This is a genomic window from Antrihabitans auranticaus (assembly GCF_016481275.1).
GTDB lineage: Bacteria > Actinomycetota > Actinomycetes > Mycobacteriales > Mycobacteriaceae > Antrihabitans.
In genome coordinates this window covers 699,136-720,043 of the sequence record NZ_JAEMNW010000001.1, presented here as the reverse complement: position 1 = coordinate 720,043, position 20,908 = coordinate 699,136, and the positions used below count along the sequence as shown (strand labels likewise).

Genomic DNA, 20,908 nt, shown 5'->3' with positions numbered 1-20,908 from the left:
GTGGTACGAGGTCCGTCACGTCGCGTCTCCGGTGTGCAGGCTGGCGATCTGAGTCAGTTGTGCCGCTGTTCGCTCGGCGACGGCGTAGTCGAGGGCGGTGATCTTCACGGCGCCTGCCGAAGAAGCCGTTGTCACGGTGACGGTTGCCAGGCCGAGCAGTCGATCGATGGGGCCGCGCTCGGTGTCGACCGTCTGCATCCGCGAAATGGGTGCGATCCGAGCCTCCTGCACGAACCAGCCTGTGCGCGTGTACACCGCCGAATCGCTTATCTCCCAACGGTGTACAGCATATCGCCAGATCGGCACACCCACGATGTGCACAATCGCGGCGAGGCCGGATGCGGCGAAAAGAACCCCGTGGGGCCAGCCGGTCCAATCGTCGGCGATTACCGCCCAGACGATTTGGCCTGCGAAGGGCAGTACCCACATGAGCGCCGCGTTGATCGCCCAGAGTTGTCTGGCCTTCGGACTCGGACGGTTCGCCGGCAGCGCCATCGTCACTTTCGGATCGGGGACCATGACGCCATCGTCCACGATTCGGCGCTACCCCGCAGGCGCGGGCCCCGGACTTGTGAGGCACTCTGCGGCGAGCTGGGTGAGGGTCGCGGTGATGCGTTCTCGCGACAGATCGGTGGTACCGGTCAGGTAACTCACCATGGTTGCGGTGAGCGTCGTGAACAACACGAAGATCATCGCTTCCGAATCGAGGTCGGTGCGAAACTCGCCCGGCTTCATCGCGATGTATGCCCGTGCGATGTCCTGGGCGCGCTGTCTGATCGACGCCGTCATGCCGATGACGTCGATGTGCGGGGCCTCGAGGAGGAGCGGTTGCAAGACCGGCTGATGCAGTTCGATGGTGTCGAAGCTCGCCTCGAGAACGCAGCGGCCGAGCTTCATGAGGTCGCCGCCGAGGTGGACGTCGATCGCTGCGCCGACGTCCGACATCACCTTGTTCATCGTCGTTTGCGCGAGCTGGGTAAGGATTTCGTCCTTGTCCGCGAAGTACTGGTAGATCGATCCTTTGCTGACTCCGGCCTCGTCGGCGATGCGGTTTGTCGAGCAACCGCTGTACCCGTGGCCGGCCAGAACGCGACCCGATGCCGAAACAATGCGCTCGACGGTGGCCTGCGCGCGCTCCTGGGTCGGTTGTTTGCGCAGGTGATCGCTGTTCTTCTGCGTCATCGACGACCTCCTGCCAAACGCGACTTGTATCCGTCCTGATCCGCGCTGTTAGCTAGGTTAACGCAACGACGCGTGAAAGGAAGATTCATGCCCTCTTTATCTCAGGCCGTTCCCCTCCGGGAAGTACCGGCCCGCAGGCGTCCAATCGAGCCGGGAATGCGGCTCTGGGACGACGTCGGTTTGATCACCTTCTCCTTGACTGCCGGTTCGGCATTTCTACTGCAGACGATGCATCCGGCGATCGGCACCGTCGTCGCCGAACATTCGGTCTACAAGACCGACGCGATCGGTCGAGCTGACCGCAGCATTGCGTCGGTGATGACCTGGATCTACGGAGGACAGGAAGGCCTCGCCGAGGGCGACAGGCTGCGCGCGATGCACGCGAAGCTGCGTTCGACAGACGAGCAGGGCGTGACCTACCACGCGCTGGCGTCCAACGCATGGGCATGGGTGCCGCTCACGGCGCCCTATTCCTACGTCGTCGGGGCCAAGTACTTCTCGCGGGAGCCGTACTCCGACGAAGAGGCCGAAGCCTTCTATCAGGAGACCGTGCAGTTGATGCGCAATCTCCATGTGGCAGAGAAAGAGATCCCCGCGACCTACGACGAATACCTCGAGAAGTTCGACGAGGTCATGAACGACACACTGGTCGCCCATCAGACGGCGTACGACTACCTCGCGACTCTGCGCAGGATCCCGCCGCCGCCGCAATTGCACCCTGCCCTGCGCCCGCTGTGGCGCGTGGGCATGCACTACCCGGGCAAGGTGCAGCACTTCGTGACGGTCGGAACCACTCCGGATGCTGCGCGCCGCAAGCTCGGGTTGAAGTGGTCGACGACCGACGAGGTCGCGCTGCGCGCACTGGGCTGGGCAGTCGCGCGGGCTGTACCGATGTTGCCCGAGCGGGTGCGGTACTTCCCGATCGCCTTCCAAGCGCGCAAAGCCAATCGGGAACAGGCTCGCCTACAGCGGATGCTGGAACACCGGCCCATGTGAAGGGGTTTGCCGCCCCACGATCACGCTGCCCGGGTCGTACCGATTCTTGACGTTGCGGAGCCGGGCACAGGTGTCGTCGTCGAACAGGGTGCCGGGCTGGACCGGGATCTCGCGGAAGTTGAGGTAGTCGCGCGGCGCTGCCCAGGTCCGCAGCGAATCGTTCAGCGCTGCGGAGTCTTTCAGCACGCGGGCATACGCGTGTCGGTCGGGAGCAACGTTTCCCGTCTTGACCAGGTAGCGCCCAGCGAGGTGGGTGAGCGCGCCACCGCCCGAATCCGGTTGCGCGAGCTTCCCGCCCAGGTGCCTGAATTCGACGACGGCGAGCGACGTCTCCGCGCCCGCGCCCAGCTGCTCGACGACCACGGCGCGGGCGGCCGCTGGTAGATCGTCGAGCACGAAACCGTCGCCCGCTGTCGGCGACGGATCGGACGGTGCAAGGTGGACGGCCGAGATGGCGTCGGTCGTGGTCCTCCGAAAGGTATCGGTGCTGGGTCGCAACGCGCGCATCGGCGCGAGGAGTTGTGCCGGCTCTGCACCGAGGATGGATCCCTGCAGGATTGTGAATGCTTTGCCGCGCAGCGGCTCCGGCGCAAACGGCGCATCCGGGATGCGCATCAATCGAACGGCGGTCGTCGCTACGTTGGGGAGGTCAGCCGTCCAGGTGTGGTACGCGTCGAGGACCTCTGCTGCCTGCTCCAGCGGGTACCACAACGATCCTGCGTAAACCTCGGCCGCGGGTTGCACGTCGAAGGTCAGTAAGGTGACCACGCCGTACCCGCCGCCACCGCCGCGCAAGGCCCACAACAGGTCTGGGTCGAGCTGTGCGTCGACGCTGCGCGCTTCGCCTGTCCCATCGACGATTTCGGCGCTGCGAATGTACGAGCACGCGATTCCGTACGTGCGGGCGAGCCAGCCGATGCCGCCGCCGATCGTGTATCCGACGACACCTACGCCGTCGGACGTGCCGTACAGACCTGAAAGTCCTTGCTCGCGAAGTCGTTCGGTGAGGGTGCCCCACGTGAGCCCGGCACCGATCCGGACGGACCTCGCAGTCCGATCGATCGAGATGGACTGCAGCCGCTCGGTCTTCAGCAGGATTGTCTCCGATAGGTCGGGGAGTGCTGCGGCGAGGTGTCCTGTGCCCTGTGCTGCGACCCTGAGGTCGCGAGTGGCGGCGAAACGCACGGTTGCTGCGACGTCTGCTGGGGACTCGGCAAACACGACCGCGGCGGGCGTCTGATCGATGGCGAGATTCCACGCGCGGCGGGCGGTGTTCCACGACGGCTCACCTGAGGTGACGACCGTTCCGGTGAGTTGTGCCGCGAGTTCGCCGAATCGATTGCCGGTTTGTGGTACTCCCACGGAATGGACTGTTGTCATCGGAATCTACCTTGGGTTGACAATGTGTGTAATCGATTTACATACTGTGTATCCAATGTCTGAATCTGTCAAGAGGGCGTATCAGAGCGTTCTGCGCGATGAGCAGGCCGTCGCGACGCGCCACCGAGCGCTCGTCGCGGCACGCGACCAGTTCCTCGCGCGCGGCTATGCGGCATCCTCGATGTCGTCCATTGCGAAGGCGGCGGGTGTCTCCCGCGAGACCCTCTACAAGTCGTTCGGCACCAAGTCTGTGCTGATGAAGGCCGTCTACGACGTGGTTGTGGCCGGTGACGAAGAGGACGTTCCGTTCGCCGACCGCCCGGAAACTCGCCGCATGCTGGCCGATCCCGATCCGCGCAGGGCAATCGCAACCTTCGCCCGGGCGTCGGCTGAGCTGGTCGAACGGCTCGGTCCGTTGATGGCGCTGATCCTCGCCGGTGCGCGGTCGGGAGACGAAGACCTGCGGATGCTGGCAGAGACATCCCGCGCCGAGCGCCTGGCCGGTGTCGAGGGCTTCATCGGAAGCCTTGTCGGCAAGGGGCCGGAATTCGAACCGCGGGAGGCGATAGACACGGTCTGGATGCTCACCGCACCCGAGGTGTGGCAGATGCTCGTCGACGATCGAGGCTGGACGCTCGAGGCGTACCGGCGCTGGCTGGAACGGTCGATCGTGGCCGCGGTGCTCGAGCCGCGCGGGTGATCAGGATCGGCGGTTGGACCCCTCCAGTGGCACGCCACGCGCGGGGTGGCGCATGATCGAACGGTGACCTTCCTGCCCGACCCGATCGCGCCGGCCCGCTCGCCGGCTCCCTCTGCCATGCGGCGGGTGCTGCGCAGAGCCCGAGATGGCGTGACATTGAACGTCGACGAGGCCGTCGTCCTGCTGCAGGCACGTGGCGCCGACCTCGCCGATTTATGTTCGTCTGCCGCCCGGGTGCGCGACGCGGGCCTGGAGGCCGAAGGTCGGCCGAAGCAGGTGACGTACTCGCGCAAGGTGTTCATTCCCTTGACGCGTCTGTGCCGGGACAAATGTCATTACTGCACCTTCGTGACGGTGCCGGGCAAGTTGCGTGCCGAAGGTCAGGGCATGTTCCTGGATCCCGACGAAGTCCTCGAGATCGCGCGTCGTGGTGCCGAGCTGGGTTGCAAAGAGGCGCTGTTCACCCTCGGTGACCGACCGGAGGACCGGTGGCCCGAGGCGAAGGAATGGCTCGACTCGCGCGGCTACGATTCGACGCTGGACTATGTGCGGGCGATGTCGATCCGGGTACTCGAGGAAACCGGGTTGCTGCCGCATCTGAACCCGGGAGTCCTGAGCTGGCAGGAGATCTCGCGGCTCAAGCCGGTGGCGCCGTCGATGGGCATGATGCTGGAGACGACGTCGACACGGCTGTTCACCGAAAAAGGTCAGTGCCACTACGGAAGTCCGGACAAAGATCCCGCGGTGCGATTGCGCACGCTCACCGACGCGGGCCGACTCAGCGTGCCCTTCACGACCGGCATTCTGGTCGGCATCGGTGAAACACTGACCGACCGCGCGGAGTCGATCATGGCTATCCGCAAGTCGCACAAGGCTTTCGGTCACGTCCAGGAAGTGATCATTCAGAACTTCCTGGCCAAGCAGGATACGGCGATGCGCGCAGCCCCCGATGCCGGTCTCGAGGAATTCCTCGCGACGATCGCGGTCGCCCGTCTGCTGCTGGGGCCGGGGATGCGGATTCAGGCACCGCCGAATCTGGTGTCGAACGACGAGTGCCTGGCGTTGATCGGTGCGGGAGTCGATGATTGGGGCGGCGTGTCACCGTTGACTCCGGATCATGTGAACCCGGAGCGGCCGTGGCCGAATTTGGACACATTGGCCGAACTCACGGCGGCAGCGGGCTATGTGTTGACCGAACGCACTGCCGCGCAACCGAAGTATGTGCTCGCAGGTCAGCCGTGGATCGATCCGCGGATCACTGCGCATGTGCGGGCGTTGGCGGACCCGTCGACCGGGTTGGCGAAGCTGGAGACGAAACCCGTTGGCCTGCCGTGGCAGGAGCCCGACGAGTCGTGGGAATCGGTGGGGCGCACCGATCTACATTCGGCGATCGATACCGACGGTCGCAATACCGACACCCGCAGCGACCTCGCCAGCGCGTTCGGCGACTGGGAAACCGTGCGTGAGCAGGTGTTGTCGCTGCAGGCGCCCGAACGTTTCGACACCGATCTCGTCGCCGCACTGCGGTCCGCGGAACGCGATCCCGGTGGCTGCACCGACGACGAGTACTTGGCGCTCGCGACAGCAGACGGTCCTGGTTTGGAAGCTGTTGTGGCGCTCGCCGACGAGTTGCGGAGGGATGCGGTGGGCGACGTCGTCACCTACGTCGTCAACCGGAACATCAACTTCACCAACATCTGCTACACGGGTTGCCGTTTCTGTGCGTTCGCGCAACGCAAGGGCGACGCGGATGCGTACACGCTGTCGACCGGCGAGGTTGCCGATCGGGCGTGGGAGGCGCACGTCGAGGGTGCAACCGAGATCTGCATGCAGGGCGGGATCGATCCGGAGTTGCCGGTTACCGGGTATGCCGACCTGGTGCGTGCCGTGAAGGCGCGGGTGCCGTCGATGCACGTGCACGCGTTCAGCCCGATGGAAATCGTCAACGGCGCTTCCCGCGGTGGCCAGAGCATTCGGGACTGGCTGGTCGAACTGCGCGCTGCCGGTTTGGACACGATTCCGGGAACCGCGGCGGAGATTCTCGACGACGAAGTCCGCTGGGTGCTGACCAAGGGCAAGTTGCCGACCGCAGAATGGATCGAGGTCGTGACCACAGCGCATCAGGTGGGGCTGCGGTCGAGTTCGACGATGATGTACGGCCACGTCGACAACCCGAAGCATTGGGTCGGGCACCTGCGAGTCCTGCGCGGAATACAGGACGAGACAGGCGGATTCACCGAGTTCGTGCCGTTGCCGTTCGTGCATCAGAGTTCGCCGCTGTATCTGGCGGGTGCGGCACGGCCGGGCCCGACTATCCGCGACAACCGCGCGGTGCACGCCCTGGCACGAATCATGTTGCACGGCCGGATCTCCAACATTCAGACGAGCTGGGTGAAGCTCGGTACCACCGGCTCGCAGCTGATGCTGCGCGGCGGTGCCAACGACCTCGGCGGAACGCTGATGGAGGAGACGATCTCGCGGATGGCCGGATCCCAACACGGGTCGGCCAAATCGGTCGCTGAACTGCGTGCGATCGCGGAGGACATCGGGCGGCCCGCCAAGCAACGGACCACGGTGTACGCATGACCTCGAGTGCAATCACCGACAAGCACGTTGTCGAGGTGCTCAACAGTGCGCTGGTCGTGGTGAACCCAGTGCTGCGAGTGCTTGCGTCGACGGACCCGTTCGGCCTGCGGGAACGCACGAAGCGGACCGAACCGTCGCCGGATACGAACCTCGACACGGCCCTGGATGCGATTGCGTGGGTGCTGAACACCGCCGACGTGCCCGGAACCAAAGCGTGGGACGAGATGACCGTCGACCAGCGTTGCCGCTGGTGGGTGGCGCGCGTGGGGGCGGTCAACAACTTGATCGTCGCGTATCCGGGTGTGTTCGGCCTTCTGGCGAAGGGTTTGCCGATTCAGGACGCGCTCGGGTTCGGCAACCAGGCGATAGTGCTGTGTGCGGTTGCTCGTGAGCACGATGTCACAGATCGGCACGAGCAGGTCCGAATGCTCGCGGCGGTGCTGTGTCATCGCACCATTCCCGCGGGGGGCGAGGTTGCGCCGGACGATGCGCCGCACGAGGACCATCGGACGCCGTTTGCGCTGGCCAAGGCCCTGTGGCGGATCGGGCGCATCCTTCGGTCGATCGATGACGAACTCGCCAAGCGACCGCGCCCGCGAAAGCTGTTTCGCTACGTGTCGATGATCCCCGTTGTCGGTGTCGCCGCGAACTATCTGGGTGAATTCGGTGCGCTCGGACGCGCTGCAACCGAAGGTCAGGCCTGGTTGGCGGCACGTTAGGGGAGGCTGGCAAGACGGAGTCGGACAGTAGCGGGGATACTGTTCGTGGAGTTGAGGTTGTCCTGCGCGAGTGTGGGACAAATGTCTTAGGGAACAGGGAGAGCAGCAGTGACGTACATCATCGCTGAACCGTGCGTGGACGTGTTGGACAAGGCATGCATCGAAGAATGCCCTGTCGACTGCATCTACGAGGGTGGCCGCATGCTGTACATCCACCCCGACGAGTGCGTGGACTGCGGTGCCTGCGAGCCGGTTTGCCCGGTCGAAGCGATCTTCTACGAAGACGACACACCCGATCAGTGGACGGGCTACATCAGCGCCAACGTCGATTTTTTCGACGATCTCGGTTCGCCCGGCGGTGCTGCGAAAGTCGGCAAGACCGATTTCGACCCGCCGTTCGTCAAGGCGTTGCCGCCCATGGGCGAAGACTGAAAATTGCCTCGCAGACCGGTCAGTGCAAGTCTTCCGGACTTTCCCTGGGACACACTGGCATCCGCAAAAGCGCGCGCGTTGGCGCACCCCGACGGCATAGTCGACCTCTCCGTCGGCACTCCCGTCGATCCGGTTGCACCCCTGATTCGTGAGGCGCTCGCCGCCGTCGCCGATGTGTCGGGATATCCGACGACGCACGGCACCACCGCTCTTCGCGAAGCCGTGGCGACGTCGCTGGCGCGGCGTTACGGCATCACAGGTGTGGACCCGCACGCTGTACTGCCCGCGATCGGTACCAAGGAGCTGATCGCGTGGCTACCGCGCTTGCTGGGCCTGACTGCTGACGACCTTGTTGTCATCCCCGAATTGGCCTATCCCACTTACGAAGTCGGCGCGCTTCTGGCCGGCGCACGAATGCTGCGCGCTGATGGGCTGACGCGTGTCGGACCCGAGACGCCGGCACTCATCTTCGTGAACTCGCCGTCGAATCCGACCGGCCGGGTGTTGCCGGTCGAGCACCTGCGCAAAGTTGTCGCTTACGCGCGCGAACGCGGCGCCATCGTGGCCTCCGACGAGTGCTACCTCGGCCTGACATGGGAGGGCGAGGCGGTCTCGATTCTCGACAACCGAGTGTGCGGTGGCGATTTCACGAATCTGCTTGCCGTGCACTCGCTGTCCAAGACATCGAACCTCGCGAGCTATCGCGCTGGGTTCGTGACCGGCGATCCGGCGTTGATCGCGGAGTTGCTCGAGGTCCGCAAGCACGCGGGAATGATGATGCCCTTCCCGGTGCAGTCGGCGATGGCTGCGGCCTGCGCCGATGACGAGCACGAAAACGAGCAGCGCGCGCGGTATCGCGGCCGGCGAGCGGTGTTGCTCGCGGCGTTGCGCGAGGCGGGCTTCACGATCGACCACAGCGAGGCAGGCCTCTATCTCTGGGCAACTCGCGGGGAGCAGTGCCGCGACACGGTCGGCTGGTTCGCCGACCGCGGGATATTGGTCGCTCCCGGCGAGTTCTACGGTCCGGGTGGGGCTCGGCACGTCCGAATCGCGCTGACCGCGAGCGACGAACGAATCTCGGCGGGTGTGAGTAGGTTGTCGACTTGACGGATCCTGAGCTTGCCGACTTGCGACGTCGCGCGGAGGCCGGCGACTCGGACGCGGTCGACGAGCTGATCGAGCGTGCCGGTGAACGTGGCGACACCGCTGAGCTGCGTCGTCTTGCCGACAGCGGGAGTTCGGACGCGGCAGACGTACTGGTCGAGCTTGCGGGTGAGCGTGGGGACATGACCGAGCTGCGTCGTCTTGCCGACGGCGGTAACACCGACGCGGCCGATGTACTCATGGAACTCGACGAGGACTAGCACCGACTTGTCGGTAGGTTAGGCAACAATCGAGGCGTGCTGTTTGCAGAGGTCGTCGCCACATCCGCAGAGGTCGGTGGTACCCGTTCGCGCCTGGCGAAGGTTGCCGCGCTGGCCACGCTGATCAAGGCACTCGCGCCCGAGGAGATCGAGGCGACGGTCGCGTGGTTGACGGGGGAGCCGCGCCAGCGGCGGATAGGTACCGGGTGGCGGACGTTGACGACGTCCCGGGTCGAGCCCGCGCTGGAGGCGACGTTGTCGATCACCGACGTAGACAACGCTTTGGAAGTGCTCGCTGGTCTCGCAGGCACTGGCTCGGTGAACAAGCGTCGCGAACAGCTGAGCGCCTTGTTCGGCGCGGGAACTGCCGATGAGCAGGACTTTCTGGTTCGACTACTGACGGGGGACCTGCGGCAGGGCGCGCTGGCGGGCGTCATGACAGATGCTGTGGCGGCTGCGGCGGGATTGGCCGTCGAACCGGTCCGGCGGGCGGCGATGCTGAGTGGTGCTTTGCCGGCCACCGCTGCGGCCGCCGTCCGCGGCGGGCTCGACGAACTTTCCCGCTTCCGGCTCGAGGTCGGCCGGCCGGTCCAGCCGATGCTTGCGTCGCCGGCGAGCAAGTTGAGCGAGGCGCTCGAAGAGCTCGGTTCGGACGTCAGCGTCGACTACAAGCTGGACGGCGCGCGAATTCAGGTGCACCGAGACGGCGACGAGGTCCGCATCTTCACCCGGACCCTTCGTGAGATCACAACGACTGTGCCGGAACTGGTTTCGTTGGTTCTGTCGTTGGCCTGCGAAACAGTGGTTCTCGACGGCGAGACCCTGGCTCTGACCGATGGTGGCCGGCCGCGCCCCTTCCAGGAAACGATGAGCCGCTTCGGTGCAGACGCCGGTGAGCTCCTTCTGCATCCGTACTTCTTCGACTGTCTCTACCTCGACGGCGTCGACCTGCTCGAAGAACCGCTTTCGGCTCGGCTGGAGGCGTTGCAGCGGGTGGCGCCGGACCGTCGCATCCCGTCGCTGGTCCGGCCGACAGCAGAGGCGGCCGCAGACCACCTGGCCGGGGCGATACGCGACGGCCACGAAGGAGTGATGGTCAAATCGCTCGCTGCGCCGTACGCCGCCGGGCGTCGGGGTCGATCCTGGCAGAAGGTGAAACCGGTCCACACTCTCGACCTGGTCGTCATCGGTGCCGAGTGGGGATACGGCCGCCGGACCGGTTTTCTGTCGAATCTGCATCTCGGTGCCCGTGATCCCGACGGCGGCCCGCCGATCATGGTCGGGAAGACGTTCAAAGGCCTCACGGACAAGTTGCTGGCATGGCAGACCGAGGAGTTCCCGAAGCACGAATCGCACCGCGACGCGCACGCGGTCTACCTGCGGCCCGAGTTGGTGGTCGAAATCGCACTCGACGGCGCGCAGGTCAGCCGTCGCTATCCGGGTGGTGTTGCGATGCGGTTCGCGCGGGTCGTGAGGTACCGGCCGGACAAGGAACCCAAGGACGCCGACACCATCGATGCCGTCAGGGCGTTGCTGCCCGGGGGCTAGGTGTTGTCCAGCGGGTAGGCGCTGGAGCGTCGCCGGTAGCCGCGTCCACATTGCGGCGTTAACCTGACTGCATGGACGCAATCACTGCGGTTCCGTCACCTGTCAACGAGCCGGTCCATTCCTACGGGCCGGGTACTTCCGAACGCGCCCTCATTACCGCCGCGCTTTCGAAGTTGGCAGCAGAGCCCGTCGACGTTCCACTCGTGATCGACGGTGACCACGTCCGAGGAGTTGGTCAACGGTCCAATATCGTTGCCCCGCATCGGCATAGCCACGTCCTGGGCACCCTGTCCAATACCACGCAGGAGGAAGCTGCGCGTGCGGTGGACAGCGCTGCCGCTGCCGCGGCGGACTGGCGTGGACTTTCGTTCGATGATCGAGCCGCCGTCTTCCTCCGCGCAGCGGACCTGCTTTCCGGTCCATGGCGCGAAACAATCGCTGCCGCAACGATGCTCGGGCAATCGAAGAGCGTTCAGCAGGCAGAAATCGATGCGCCGTGCGAACTCGTCGACTTTTGGCGCTTCAACGTTGCCTTCGGGCGCGACATCCTCGAGCAGCAGCCGAATTCCGCACCGGGCGTGTGGAATCGGATGGAGTACAGGCCCCTCGAAGGTTTCGTCTACGCGATTACGCCGTTCAACTTCACCGCAATCGCGGGCAACCTGCCGACCGCACCCGCGCTGATGGGGAACACCGTCGTGTGGAAGCCGTCGCCGACCCAGACGTTGGCGGCCTACTGGACGATGAAGCTGCTGGAAGCCGCAGGGTTGCCGCCCGGCGTGATCAACATGGTGACCGGTGACGGCGCCGACCTGTCGACAGTCGCTCTGACCGATCCGCGCCTCGCGGGCATCCACTTCACCGGCTCGACGAAGACGTTCCAGTACTTGTGGAGCACCGTCGGCGCGAATATCGGGAGTTACCGCGGCTACCCGAGATTGGTGGGGGAGACCGGCGGTAAGGACTTCATCGTTGCGCATCCGTCTGCTGATCCCGCAGTCCTGCGCACCGCTCTGATTCGCGGTGCTTACGAGTATCAGGGACAGAAATGCTCGGCCGCGTCGCGCGCGTACGTCCCGCGCTCGGTGTGGTCGCGGATCTCCGACGAGTTCTTGGCACAGGTCGACGAACTCACGTACGGCGACGTTACGGATCTCGCCAATTTCGGTGGCGCACTTATCGATCGCCGTGCCTACGACAAGAGCGTCGCCGCCATCGAGCGTGCACGTGGCGCCGCGGACATCGAGATACCAGTAGGTGGTAAATACGACGACAGCGAAGGATATTTCGTCCGTCCGACCGTGCTCCTGTCGTCGAATCCGCGCGACGAGGCGTTCACGACCGAGTACTTCGGTCCGATTCTCAGCGTTCACGTCTACGACGATTCCGAGTTCGGTTCGTTCGAATCGATTCTGGGTGAGGTGGATTCAGCCGCACCGTACGCGCTCACCGGCGCTGTGATCGCGGATGATCGGGCAGCGATCGACCAGGCTGCGAATGCTCTGCGCTTTGCGGCAGGCAACTTCTACATCAACGACAAGCCGACGGGCGCTGTCGTCGGGCAGCAACCGTTCGGTGGCGCACGGGCTTCGGGCACCAACGACAAGGCGGGGTCGCGGCTGAACCTGATGCGGTGGTGCTCGCCGCGAACGATCAAGGAAACCTTCGTTCCGCCAACGGATTACCGCTACCCGCACATGCAGGTCTGACGATGACCCTCACCAATCCGCTCCGGCCTGCGATCCTTGCGGCAGCAAAGTCCGACCGCATGAAGCGGACGATCACTGCTGCGCCCATCACGAAGAAGATTGTGGGGCGTTTCGTCGCAGGGGAGCGCAGGCCGGAGGTCGCTGCTGTAGCCCGCGCACTGCTTGCGTCCGGTCGCGCGGTCAGCATCGATTACCTCGGCGAGAACACAACCGATCGCGCACGCGCAGATGCGACGGTCGCGGAGTATCTGTCGCTCATCGGGGATCTCGCTGCGTTGCCTGTACCCGATTCGTTGCACAGGCCGGGCGTGCGTCCGATCGAGGTGTCGGTCAAGCTCTCGGCGCTCGGGCAGGCACTGCCCATCGACGGTGCCGAGATCGCGCGCGACAACGCGCGAATCATCTGCGCCGCGGCCGACGAGCACGGCGCGTGGGTCACGGTCGACGCCGAAGACCACACGACGACCGACTCGACGCTCGAGATCATCGAGTCGCTCCGGTCGGATTTCCCGTGGATCGGCGCGGTGATCCAGGCGTATCTGCACCGCAGCGTCGAGGACTGCCGCAGCTTCGCGGGGCCCGGCTCGCGAGTCCGGCTGTGCAAGGGCGCGTACCGCGAGCCCGCGGCAGTCGCGTACCAGAGCAGGCCCGACATCACCGAGTCCTACCTACGGTGCCTGGAAGCCCTGTTCGACGGTGCCGGCTACCCGATGATTGCGTCGCACGATCCCGAGATCATCGAGGCTGCGCCCGCACTCACCGGCGGATCGACCAGCTTCGAGTACCAGATGCTGTACGGGATTCGCGACCTCGAGCAACAACGAATCGCGGCATCGGGGGCGACGATGCGCGTCTACGTACCGTACGGAAATCAGTGGTACGGCTACTTGATGCGCAGGCTTGCGGAGCGTCCGTCGAATCTGCGGTTCTTCCTGCGTTCGCTGGCGACCCGCAGTTGAGGACGGCAGGAGGCGGTGTGGCCGAGGCGATCCTCTACGTCGTGGTTCTGGCGCTGGCGTGGTCTGTCGCGCGGTCGAAGTCCGGGAATCTTGTCGAATTGCGGCTGCGGCCGGGACCGGTCGTGCTGTGGTCGCTGATTGCGGTGCCGTCGTTGCTTGCACTGGTGGCGCCGGGCCTGATCAAGGGGCTCGAGCGCACGCCGGGTCTCATCACCTACGACGACGAGTGGTGGCGAGTCGTCACGTCGGTTCTCGTGCAGGATCAGGGCGTCGTCGGCACAGCTGTCAACCTTCTCGTCCTCGCCGCCGTCGTGGTGATCGCGGATCCGATCTGGGGCACGGCACGGATGTTCACCGTGTTCGCGTGTTCGCACATTCTGTTCGGGTTGCTGGCAACGTACGTATTTCCGACATCCGGCGCCGGCAGTTCGGCGGCGACCGCGGCACTCGCGAGTTCGATAGTCGGCCTCGTATCCGTGCTCGAACCATCGCGTCGCGACCTGTGGTTGGCGTTGGCCGTGTCGCTCACCGGCGTCGCATTGCTGGTGCTGCAGGACGTGCACGGTGTTGCGGTGCTGACCGGTGTCGTCGTCGGTGCGGTCGTCGGGGTGGTGTGGCCGCCGGATCGTGTTCTGGCCTCGGTACCGTAACCAATGTGCTGCTGGGTTCTCTCGATCCTTATTCCGTTGCGAACGGGTACGACCTGCCCGACGCGGTCCGAATCGGCGACGACGTTCTGTCCCGCAGCGACATCGTCGGCGCAGCGACGTCTGTCGCCGAGCGCATCGCGCGGGCAGACCGGGTCGCGGTTCTGGCGCGACCGACCGCGACCACGGTCCTCGCCATCGTCGGCTGCCTCATTGCGGGCGTGACCGTCGTCCCTGTTCCGCCCGACTCGGGAGCGTCCGAACTCGAACACATCCTGCGGGATTCGGGCGCCCAAGCCTGGCTCGGCGAAGCGCCGACCGGTTCTTCCCTGCCGGTAGTACCTGTGCGGGTGCATGCGCGGTCGTGGCACGTTTATCCAGAGCCGGCGCCCGATTCCGTCGCGTTCGTGCTCTACACGTCCGGAACAACTGGACCGCCCAAGGGCGTTCTGCTCAGCCGCCGGGCAATCGCCGCCGGTCTCGATGCTCTGATACAGGCGTGGTCCTGGACAGCCAAAGATGTTCTGGTCCATGGACTTCCGCTGTTTCATGTGCACGGACTGATCCTCGGTGTCCTCGGGCCGCTGCGAGTCGGTAGTCCGCTGATCCACACCGGCACACCCACGCCCAAGGCCTACGCCGAAGCCGCCGGCACGCTCTACTTCGGTGTGCCCACCGTCTGGTCACGGATCGCCGACGACCCCGCCGCTGCCAGCGCGCTTCGTGACGCACGGTTGCTGGTCTCGGGTAGCGCACCGCTACCGGTGCCGGTGTTCGAGCGGTTGCGTGAACTGACCGGTCATGCGCCGGTGGAGCGGTACGGCATGAGCGAAACCATGATCACCCTGTCGACCCGCGCGGACGGTGAGCGGCGACCGGGGTGGGTCGGCACGCCGGTCGCCGGCGTCGAGACAAGGTTGCGCGACGAGAACGGCAGCGCAGTCCCGAAGGACGGCGAGAGTATCGGCGGACTGCAGATCCGAGGACCGATGCTGTTCGACGGCTACCTGGGGCGGCGGGAGGCGACTGTCGAGTCCTGGACCGAAGACGGCTGGTTCAAGACCGGCGATGTCGCTGCGATAGACGCCGACGACTTCCATCGCATCGTGGGGCGCGAGTCGACCGACCTGATCAAGTCCGGCGGCTACCGGATCGGGGCAGGCGAGGTCGAGACCGCGTTGCTCGGACATCCCGCTGTCGCCGAGGTGGCCGTCGTCGGTCTCGACGACGCGGACCTCGGGCAACGTGTCGTCGCGTATGTCGTACTGCGTGAATCGGTTTCGGAACGCGCGTTGATCGACTTCGTGGCGACCGGGCTGTCGGTTCACAAGCGCCCGCGCGAGATCCGCGTGCGCGAATCCCTGCCGCGTAACGCGATGGGAAAAGTACAGAAGAAGCTCCTCGACTAGTAGCGTCGAGTCATGACCGCCGACGTTGCGCTCGAAGACCTGTTTGCCGACACGAGCATCGCCGCCCTCGTGACGTTGAAACGCGATGGCAGACCGCAGATTTCGAACATCAGCTACAGGTACGACCGGTCCGCGCGCGTGTTCGTCGTTTCGATCACCGACGGCAGGGCGAAGACCGCGAACATGCGCCGGGATCCGCGAGTCAGCCTGCACGTCAACGGATCCAGCGGCTGGAATTACGCGGTTGCCGAGGGGCGGGCCGAACTCACCGAGGTCGCCCGCGATCCTGACGATGCGACCGCGGACGAGCTCGTCGAGTACTACCGCTCGCTGCGCGGCGAGCATCCGGACTGGGCCGAATATCGGCAGGTCATGGTGAACGACAACCGACTCGTCCTCCGCGTCCACGTGGAGCGGTTCTACGGCCTGACGCGGTAGGTCAGGCGCGCGCTGCCACCGTGTCCAGGTAATGCTGGTTGTACATCACCCCGAGAATGTTCCCGAATGGGTCGATGACCGATGCGGTGACGAACCCCGGGCCCTGCTCGGTGACCTTCCCGTGCTCGGTTGCACCGAGCGCGAGCAGGCGCTCGAGTCCTGCTTCTACGTCGTCGACCGCCCAGTAGGTCACTGTGTTCGCGGCGTCCAACGGCCTGCCGGGCCCGGCGTACTTTGCATCGAGCAGGCCGAGCTCATGCTGGTAGTCGCCGATTCGGTACTCGATATAGGCGGGCTTTCCCTGGAACTCCTTTGCGAAGTAGGGCTCGACGCCGAGGAGTTCGGTGTACCACGCCTGAGCGGCGCCCAGGTCGTCGGCGAAATGGGTGACGGTAGTGAGGCCTCGCAACATGTGAATGGGTTCCTTCCCCTGTTCGGTGACATTTACTATTCTGCCGCCTAAAGTGCTCATCAACTGAGCACTTTTCCGAGGAAACTTGAAACATGCGCGCCGACAGACTTGTTGCCACTTTGCTCCTGATGCAGGCTCGCGGTCGGGTTACCGCCGCCGAGTTGTCAGCGGAGCTCGAGGTGTCTGTCGCGACGGCCCGGCGCGATCTCGAGGCCCTGTCGGCGGCCGGCATTCCCGTCTACCCGCAACCAGGACGTGGCGGTGGCTGGTCGCTCGTCGGCGGCGCACGCACCGATCTCAGTGGGCTGTCGGCCACCGAGACGCAAGCGCTGTTTCTCCTGGTCGGCCCTGCCGCGGCCGTATCGGACGAAGCGAAGGCAGCACTGCGCAAGCTCGTGCGCGCATTGCCGCAGACATTTCGCGCCGATGCCGAGGCAGCGGCGTCGGCGACGATGATCGATCCGACCCGCTGGGGCGAGCGTGACCGCCACCGTCCCGAGATGGTCGACCTGTTGCAGAAAGCGGTCGTTCGTCGTCGCAGGGTGCGGCTGACCTACACCAACAACGCGCGCGAGCGCAGTGAGCGCACGGTCGACCCGTGGGGCCTCGTCGACAAGGACGACATCTGGTACCTCATTGCCGGAACCGACCGCGGGCAGCGAACATTCCGCGTCGACCGGATCGTGGCCGCCGAGCAGACCGATGCGGTCGCCCAGCGCCCCGACGACTTCACGCTCGCCGCGGCCTGGGAACAGATAGTGGGTGAGATGGAGCAACGGCGATCGCGGACCTGGGCGACGGTGCTGATCGACGTCAGGTTCGTGCCGATCCTGCGTGATCATTTCGGACGGCATTGCCACACCGACGGCGAAACAGGCGGGCGGGCGCGGGTCCGAATCGCAGCGCCGACCGCACTAGATATCGCTCGTAATCTGGCGGGCTGGGGAACGGCGGTCGACGTCCTCGAGCCGGAATCCGTTCGGTCCGAACTGGGCCGGATCGGCTGGGAACTCGCCGGGCGGTACCGCGCCGGTGGGTGAAAGCCAATCTTGCGGGCCGATTTTCATTTGCATTGCGAATCATCAACAACGACAACAGAAACCATGCCTAGGCTAACGTTCTCGGCTTTAGCGGCGAGGTCGTGTTGTTTGCGAAACAAATAGTTTGACGCCATTCGAATCGAAGTCCGAACAAATGCGTCTTTTCGGTCTGCGAGTAGGTATTCGTTACTCGAATTCGCGGACAAGTCGGGTGCGGATCGAGGAAGATACGGCGATGGCGACTTCGGCGACTGATACTGAAAAGAAGACTGCTCGGCGGGGGAGCGCGGTCTCCGATTCCGCCGGCCCCGAACCGGATGTGGTGGTGCAGTCGCTGGCTTCGGCGAACGGCGAAAGTGAGTCACAGACCGAACCCGACGGCGGACTCGGGATGCCCTTCTCTGCGCGCAGCCCTTTTCCGCCAATCGACGAATACGCATTCCTTTCGGACTGCGAGACAACATGTCTCATCGCGCCGAATGGTGCCGTCGAGTGGATGTGCATGCCGCGGCCGGATTCCCCGTCCGTATTCGGCGCGATTCTCGACCGGAGCGCTGGCCACTTTCGAGTCGGACCCTACGGCCAGAACGTACCGGCCCAGCGCGTCTACCGGCCCGGTGGACTCATCGTCGAAACCACCTGGCAGACCGAGACCGGTTGGCTGCTGGTCCAGGACTGCCTCGTGATGGGTCGCTGGCACAACACGGACAAGCGCTCCAAGACGCATCGCCGGCAGCCGACGGACTGGGACGCCGAGCACGTACTGCTGCGAATCGTCAAGTGCGTGAGCGGCACTGTCGAAGTCGAAGTCACGTGTGAACCCGCGTTCGACTACCACCGCCGGCCGACGAAATGGGAGTACACGGGCGAGGTCTACGAAGAGGCGACCGCGACGTGCGAGGGTAGCGCCGACGGGTCGCAGCCGACCCTCAAACTGACGACCAATATGCGGTTGGGCCTCGAAGGCCCCGACGCCAACGCGCGGACGCGCATGGTCGAAGGCGACGAAGCGTTCGTCGCGTTGTCCTGGTCGCCCCTGCCTGCACCGCAGACGCAGGAGGAAGCCGACCAGAAGATGTGGCAGACCTCCGAGTGCTGGCGGCAGTGGCTGACGATCGGCAAGTTCCCCGACCATCCGTGGCGCGGTTATCTGCAGCAGAGCGCCCTCGCACTCAAGGGTCTGACATATGCGCCGACCGGAGCCCTGATGGCTGCGGCGACGACGTCGTTGCCGGAAACCCCCGGTGGCGTGCGTAACTGGGATTACCGCTACGCCTGGGTGCGCGACTCCACATTCGCGTTGTGGGGTCTGCATACGCTCGGTCTCGATCGGGAAGCAAACAACTTCTTCCACTTCCTGTCCGATGTCGCCGTCGACGAAGCGGGTACGCCGCAGACCCTGCAGGTCATGTACAGCGTCGGCGGCGAGAAGACGCTGACCGAGTTCGAACTACCGCACCTGTCCGGCTACGACTACGCCCGTCCGGTCCGCATCGGCAACGGCGCGTTCGACCAGCGGCAGCACGACGTGTGGGGCGCGATGCTGGACTCGGTGTATCTGCATGTGCGGTCCCGCGAACACGTGCCCGAGGCGCTCTGGCCGATCTTGAAGAAGCAGGTCGAAGAGGCGATCGAGAACTGGAAGCTGCCCGACCGCGGTATCTGGGAAGTGCGCGGCGAACCGCAGCACTTCACGTCGTCGAAGGTGTTCTGCTGGGTTGCGCTCGATCGTGGCACCAAGCTCGCAATCCTGCACGGCGAGAAGGAACATGCGATCAGGTGGAAGAAGATTGCCGACGAGATCCACGCCGACATCTGCGCCAACGGCATCGACGAACGCGGAGTGTTCACGCAGCGTTACGGCGCTCCGGCACTCGACGCATCAGCCCTGATGATGCCGCTGCTGCGCTTCCTGCCCGCCGACGATCCGCGGATCAAGGCAACTGTTCTGGCAATCGCGGACGAACTCACGGTCGACGGACTGGTGCTGCGGTACAAGGTCGAGGAGACCGACGACGGCCTCGAAGGCGAGGAAGGAACCTTCACCATCTGTTCCTTCTGGCTGGTCTCCGCGCTCGTCGAGATCGGTGAGCTCCGGCGTGCAAAGCAGCTCTGCGAGCGATTGCTGGCCTTCGCGAGTCCGCTGAAACTCTACGCAGAGGAGATCGACACCAGGACCGGGCGCCACCTCGGGAACTTCCCCCAGGCGTTCACACACCTGGCCTTGATCAACGCGGTCGTACACGTGATACGGGCCGAGCAGGACCACGCTGCCGGCGAATTTCAGCCGGCCCACTGAACGTACTGTGCGCGGTGCGCGAGTCCAGGGACTCGCTCACCGCGCACAGCGCGCGTTCTACTTCTTCGGTAGCTCGTGATGTCCGCCGAATGCCTTGCGCATAGCGGACAGGACTTTGTCGGCGTAAAGCGCTTCACCGCGCGAGCTGAACCGCTGGAACAGCGACGCTGCAAGCACCGGTACCGGCACGCCTTCGTCGATCGCGGCGTCGATCGTCCAGCGACCTTCACCCGAGTCGGATACCCGACCGCCGAACGTGTCGAGGGTCGGATCTGCGTACAGTGCCGCCGCGGTGAGGTCGAGCAGCCACGACGCGACGACCGAACCTCGCCGCCAGACCTCGGTTACTTCCTTGAGGTCGATGTCGTACTGGTAGAGCTCCGGATTCTCGAGCGGTGTCTCCTCGGCGGAGAACTCGCCCGCTTCGCGCGAGCCGATGTTGGCCTTGTGCAGGATATTCATTCCCTCGGCGTAGGCAGCCATCGCGCCGTACTCGATGCCGTTGTGCACCATCTTCACGAAGTGGCCCGCACCCGCGGGACCGCAGTGCAGGTAGCCCTGCTCGGATGTCGACGGCTCACCCTCGCGACCGGGCGTGCGCTCGGCGACCCCGATCCCCGGAGCGATCGACTTGAGCAGTGGATCGAGATGCTGGACCTGTGGGGTCTCCCCACCGACCATCAAACAGAAGCCGCGCTGCAGACCGAACACCCCACCCGACGTGCCGATGTCGATGTAGTGAATGCCCTTGGGCGCCAGCGCCTTCGAACGCTTGATGTCCTCGTGGTAACGACTGTTGCCGCCGTCGATGATGATGTCGCCCTCGTCGAGCAGCTCGGCAACCTGATCGATAACTTTGCCGGTGATTCCGGCCGGGATCATCACCCACACCACACGGGGTGTTTCGAGCTTCGATACGAAATCTTCCATCGACGACGAGCCGACGGCGCCCTCGCCCTCGAGCTCCTTGACCGCGTCCGCGTTCATGTCGAACACCACGGCGGTGTGGCCGTCTTTCATGATGCGGCGCACGATGTTCGCGCCCATGCGGCCGAGTCCGACCATTCCTAGCTGCATAACGACTCCAT

The 20,908-nt window shown here is 64.9% G+C and carries 20 protein-coding genes; 15 read left to right on the top strand and 5 right to left on the bottom strand.

Annotation, left to right across the window (positions count from 1 at the left end; translation table 11 throughout):
• Window positions 1-15: 15 nt before the first annotated feature.
• Both JGU72_RS03140 and JGU72_RS03135 read right to left on the bottom strand, forming a co-directional pair.
• On the bottom strand, window positions 16-519 hold the full coding sequence (locus JGU72_RS03140) for a PH domain-containing protein (protein ID WP_233531059.1): 504 nt from the start codon (window positions 517-519) through the stop codon (window positions 16-18).
• Between the two features lie 24 nt (window positions 520-543).
• The gene (locus tag JGU72_RS03135; RefSeq protein WP_199682264.1) at window positions 544-1,182 is read right to left on the bottom strand and encodes a TetR/AcrR family transcriptional regulator; all 639 of its coding nucleotides are present in this window, start codon (window positions 1,180-1,182) and stop codon (window positions 544-546) included.
• A gap of 87 nt (window positions 1,183-1,269) precedes the next feature.
• Here JGU72_RS03135 and JGU72_RS03130 point away from each other — a divergent pair, with 87 nt between their 5' ends.
• Window positions 1,270-2,178 carry an oxygenase MpaB family protein gene (locus tag JGU72_RS03130; RefSeq protein ID WP_199682263.1) on the top strand — a complete coding sequence of 303 codons (909 nt, stop codon included), beginning with the start codon at window positions 1,270-1,272 and terminating at the stop codon, window positions 2,176-2,178.
• Here the strand turns inward: JGU72_RS03130 and JGU72_RS03125 are convergent.
• The gene (locus JGU72_RS03125) at window positions 2,146-3,540 is read right to left on the bottom strand and encodes an FAD-binding oxidoreductase (protein ID WP_199682262.1); all 1,395 of its coding nucleotides are present in this window, start codon (window positions 3,538-3,540) and stop codon (window positions 2,146-2,148) included. The two genes, JGU72_RS03130 and JGU72_RS03125, sit on opposite strands and share 33 nt — an antisense overlap.
• A gap of 73 nt (window positions 3,541-3,613) precedes the next feature.
• Here JGU72_RS03125 and JGU72_RS03120 point away from each other — a divergent pair, with 73 nt between their 5' ends.
• The 12 genes from JGU72_RS03120 (at window position 3,614) to JGU72_RS03065 (ending at window position 16,069) form a co-directional block, all read left to right on the top strand.
• Complete coding sequence (locus JGU72_RS03120; RefSeq protein WP_199682261.1) at window positions 3,614-4,258, top strand: TetR/AcrR family transcriptional regulator; 645 nt, start codon at window positions 3,614-3,616, stop codon at window positions 4,256-4,258.
• 45 nt (window positions 4,259-4,303) lie between these two features.
• On the top strand, window positions 4,304-6,844 hold the full coding sequence (locus tag JGU72_RS03115) for a bifunctional FO biosynthesis protein CofGH (protein WP_199682260.1): 2,541 nt from the start codon (window positions 4,304-4,306) through the stop codon (window positions 6,842-6,844).
• Window positions 6,841-7,563: a hypothetical protein gene (locus tag JGU72_RS03110; protein WP_199682259.1), complete on the top strand. Its 723-nt coding sequence runs from the start codon at window positions 6,841-6,843 to the stop codon at window positions 7,561-7,563. The genes JGU72_RS03115 and JGU72_RS03110 overlap by 4 nt, the downstream gene beginning before the upstream one ends.
• 108 nt (window positions 7,564-7,671) lie before the next feature.
• Window positions 7,672-7,995 carry a ferredoxin gene (fdxA, locus tag JGU72_RS03105; protein ID WP_199682258.1) on the top strand — a complete coding sequence of 108 codons (324 nt, stop codon included), beginning with the start codon at window positions 7,672-7,674 and terminating at the stop codon, window positions 7,993-7,995.
• A 3-nt stretch (window positions 7,996-7,998) separates the two neighbouring features.
• The gene (gene dapC, locus JGU72_RS03100; RefSeq protein WP_199682257.1) at window positions 7,999-9,102 is read left to right on the top strand and encodes a succinyldiaminopimelate transaminase; all 1,104 of its coding nucleotides are present in this window, start codon (window positions 7,999-8,001) and stop codon (window positions 9,100-9,102) included.
• On the top strand, window positions 9,099-9,359 hold the full coding sequence (locus tag JGU72_RS03095) for a hypothetical protein (protein ID WP_199682256.1): 261 nt from the start codon (window positions 9,099-9,101) through the stop codon (window positions 9,357-9,359). The genes dapC and JGU72_RS03095 overlap by 4 nt, the downstream gene beginning before the upstream one ends.
• Before the next feature lie 36 nt (window positions 9,360-9,395).
• The gene (locus tag JGU72_RS03090; protein ID WP_199682255.1) at window positions 9,396-10,907 is read left to right on the top strand and encodes an ATP-dependent DNA ligase; all 1,512 of its coding nucleotides are present in this window, start codon (window positions 9,396-9,398) and stop codon (window positions 10,905-10,907) included.
• Between the two features lie 71 nt (window positions 10,908-10,978).
• Entirely contained in the window at window positions 10,979-12,616 is a 1,638-nt protein-coding gene (gene pruA / locus JGU72_RS03085; protein WP_199682254.1) for an L-glutamate gamma-semialdehyde dehydrogenase, read from the top strand.
• A 2-nt stretch (window positions 12,617-12,618) separates the two neighbouring features.
• Window positions 12,619-13,575, top strand: a complete 957-nt coding sequence (locus JGU72_RS03080) for a proline dehydrogenase family protein (protein ID WP_199682253.1) — start codon at window positions 12,619-12,621, stop codon at window positions 13,573-13,575.
• Window positions 13,576-13,592: 17 nt separating this feature from the next.
• The gene (locus JGU72_RS03075) at window positions 13,593-14,225 is read left to right on the top strand and encodes a rhomboid family intramembrane serine protease (protein WP_307828274.1); all 633 of its coding nucleotides are present in this window, start codon (window positions 13,593-13,595) and stop codon (window positions 14,223-14,225) included.
• Between the two features lie 5 nt (window positions 14,226-14,230).
• The gene (locus JGU72_RS03070; protein WP_199682251.1) at window positions 14,231-15,631 is read left to right on the top strand and encodes an acyl-CoA synthetase; all 1,401 of its coding nucleotides are present in this window, start codon (window positions 14,231-14,233) and stop codon (window positions 15,629-15,631) included.
• A gap of 12 nt (window positions 15,632-15,643) precedes the next feature.
• Window positions 15,644-16,069: a PPOX class F420-dependent oxidoreductase gene (locus tag JGU72_RS03065; protein WP_199682250.1), complete on the top strand. Its 426-nt coding sequence runs from the start codon at window positions 15,644-15,646 to the stop codon at window positions 16,067-16,069.
• A 1-nt stretch (window position 16,070) separates the two neighbouring features.
• On the opposite strand, the gene JGU72_RS03060 is transcribed toward JGU72_RS03065, so the two are convergent.
• The gene (locus tag JGU72_RS03060) at window positions 16,071-16,481 is read right to left on the bottom strand and encodes a VOC family protein (protein ID WP_199682249.1); all 411 of its coding nucleotides are present in this window, start codon (window positions 16,479-16,481) and stop codon (window positions 16,071-16,073) included.
• Between the two features lie 92 nt (window positions 16,482-16,573).
• Here JGU72_RS03060 and JGU72_RS03055 point away from each other — a divergent pair, with 92 nt between their 5' ends.
• The gene (locus JGU72_RS03055) at window positions 16,574-17,521 is read left to right on the top strand and encodes a helix-turn-helix transcriptional regulator (RefSeq protein ID WP_199682248.1); all 948 of its coding nucleotides are present in this window, start codon (window positions 16,574-16,576) and stop codon (window positions 17,519-17,521) included.
• Between the two features lie 391 nt (window positions 17,522-17,912).
• Entirely contained in the window at window positions 17,913-19,820 is a 1,908-nt protein-coding gene (locus tag JGU72_RS03050; protein ID WP_199683173.1) for a glycoside hydrolase family 15 protein, read from the top strand.
• A gap of 57 nt (window positions 19,821-19,877) precedes the next feature.
• On the opposite strand, the gene gnd is transcribed toward JGU72_RS03050, so the two are convergent.
• Window positions 19,878-20,897 carry a phosphogluconate dehydrogenase (NAD(+)-dependent, decarboxylating) gene (gene gnd / locus JGU72_RS03045; RefSeq protein WP_199682247.1) on the bottom strand — a complete coding sequence of 340 codons (1,020 nt, stop codon included), beginning with the start codon at window positions 20,895-20,897 and terminating at the stop codon, window positions 19,878-19,880.
• Window positions 20,898-20,908 lie beyond the last annotated feature (11 nt).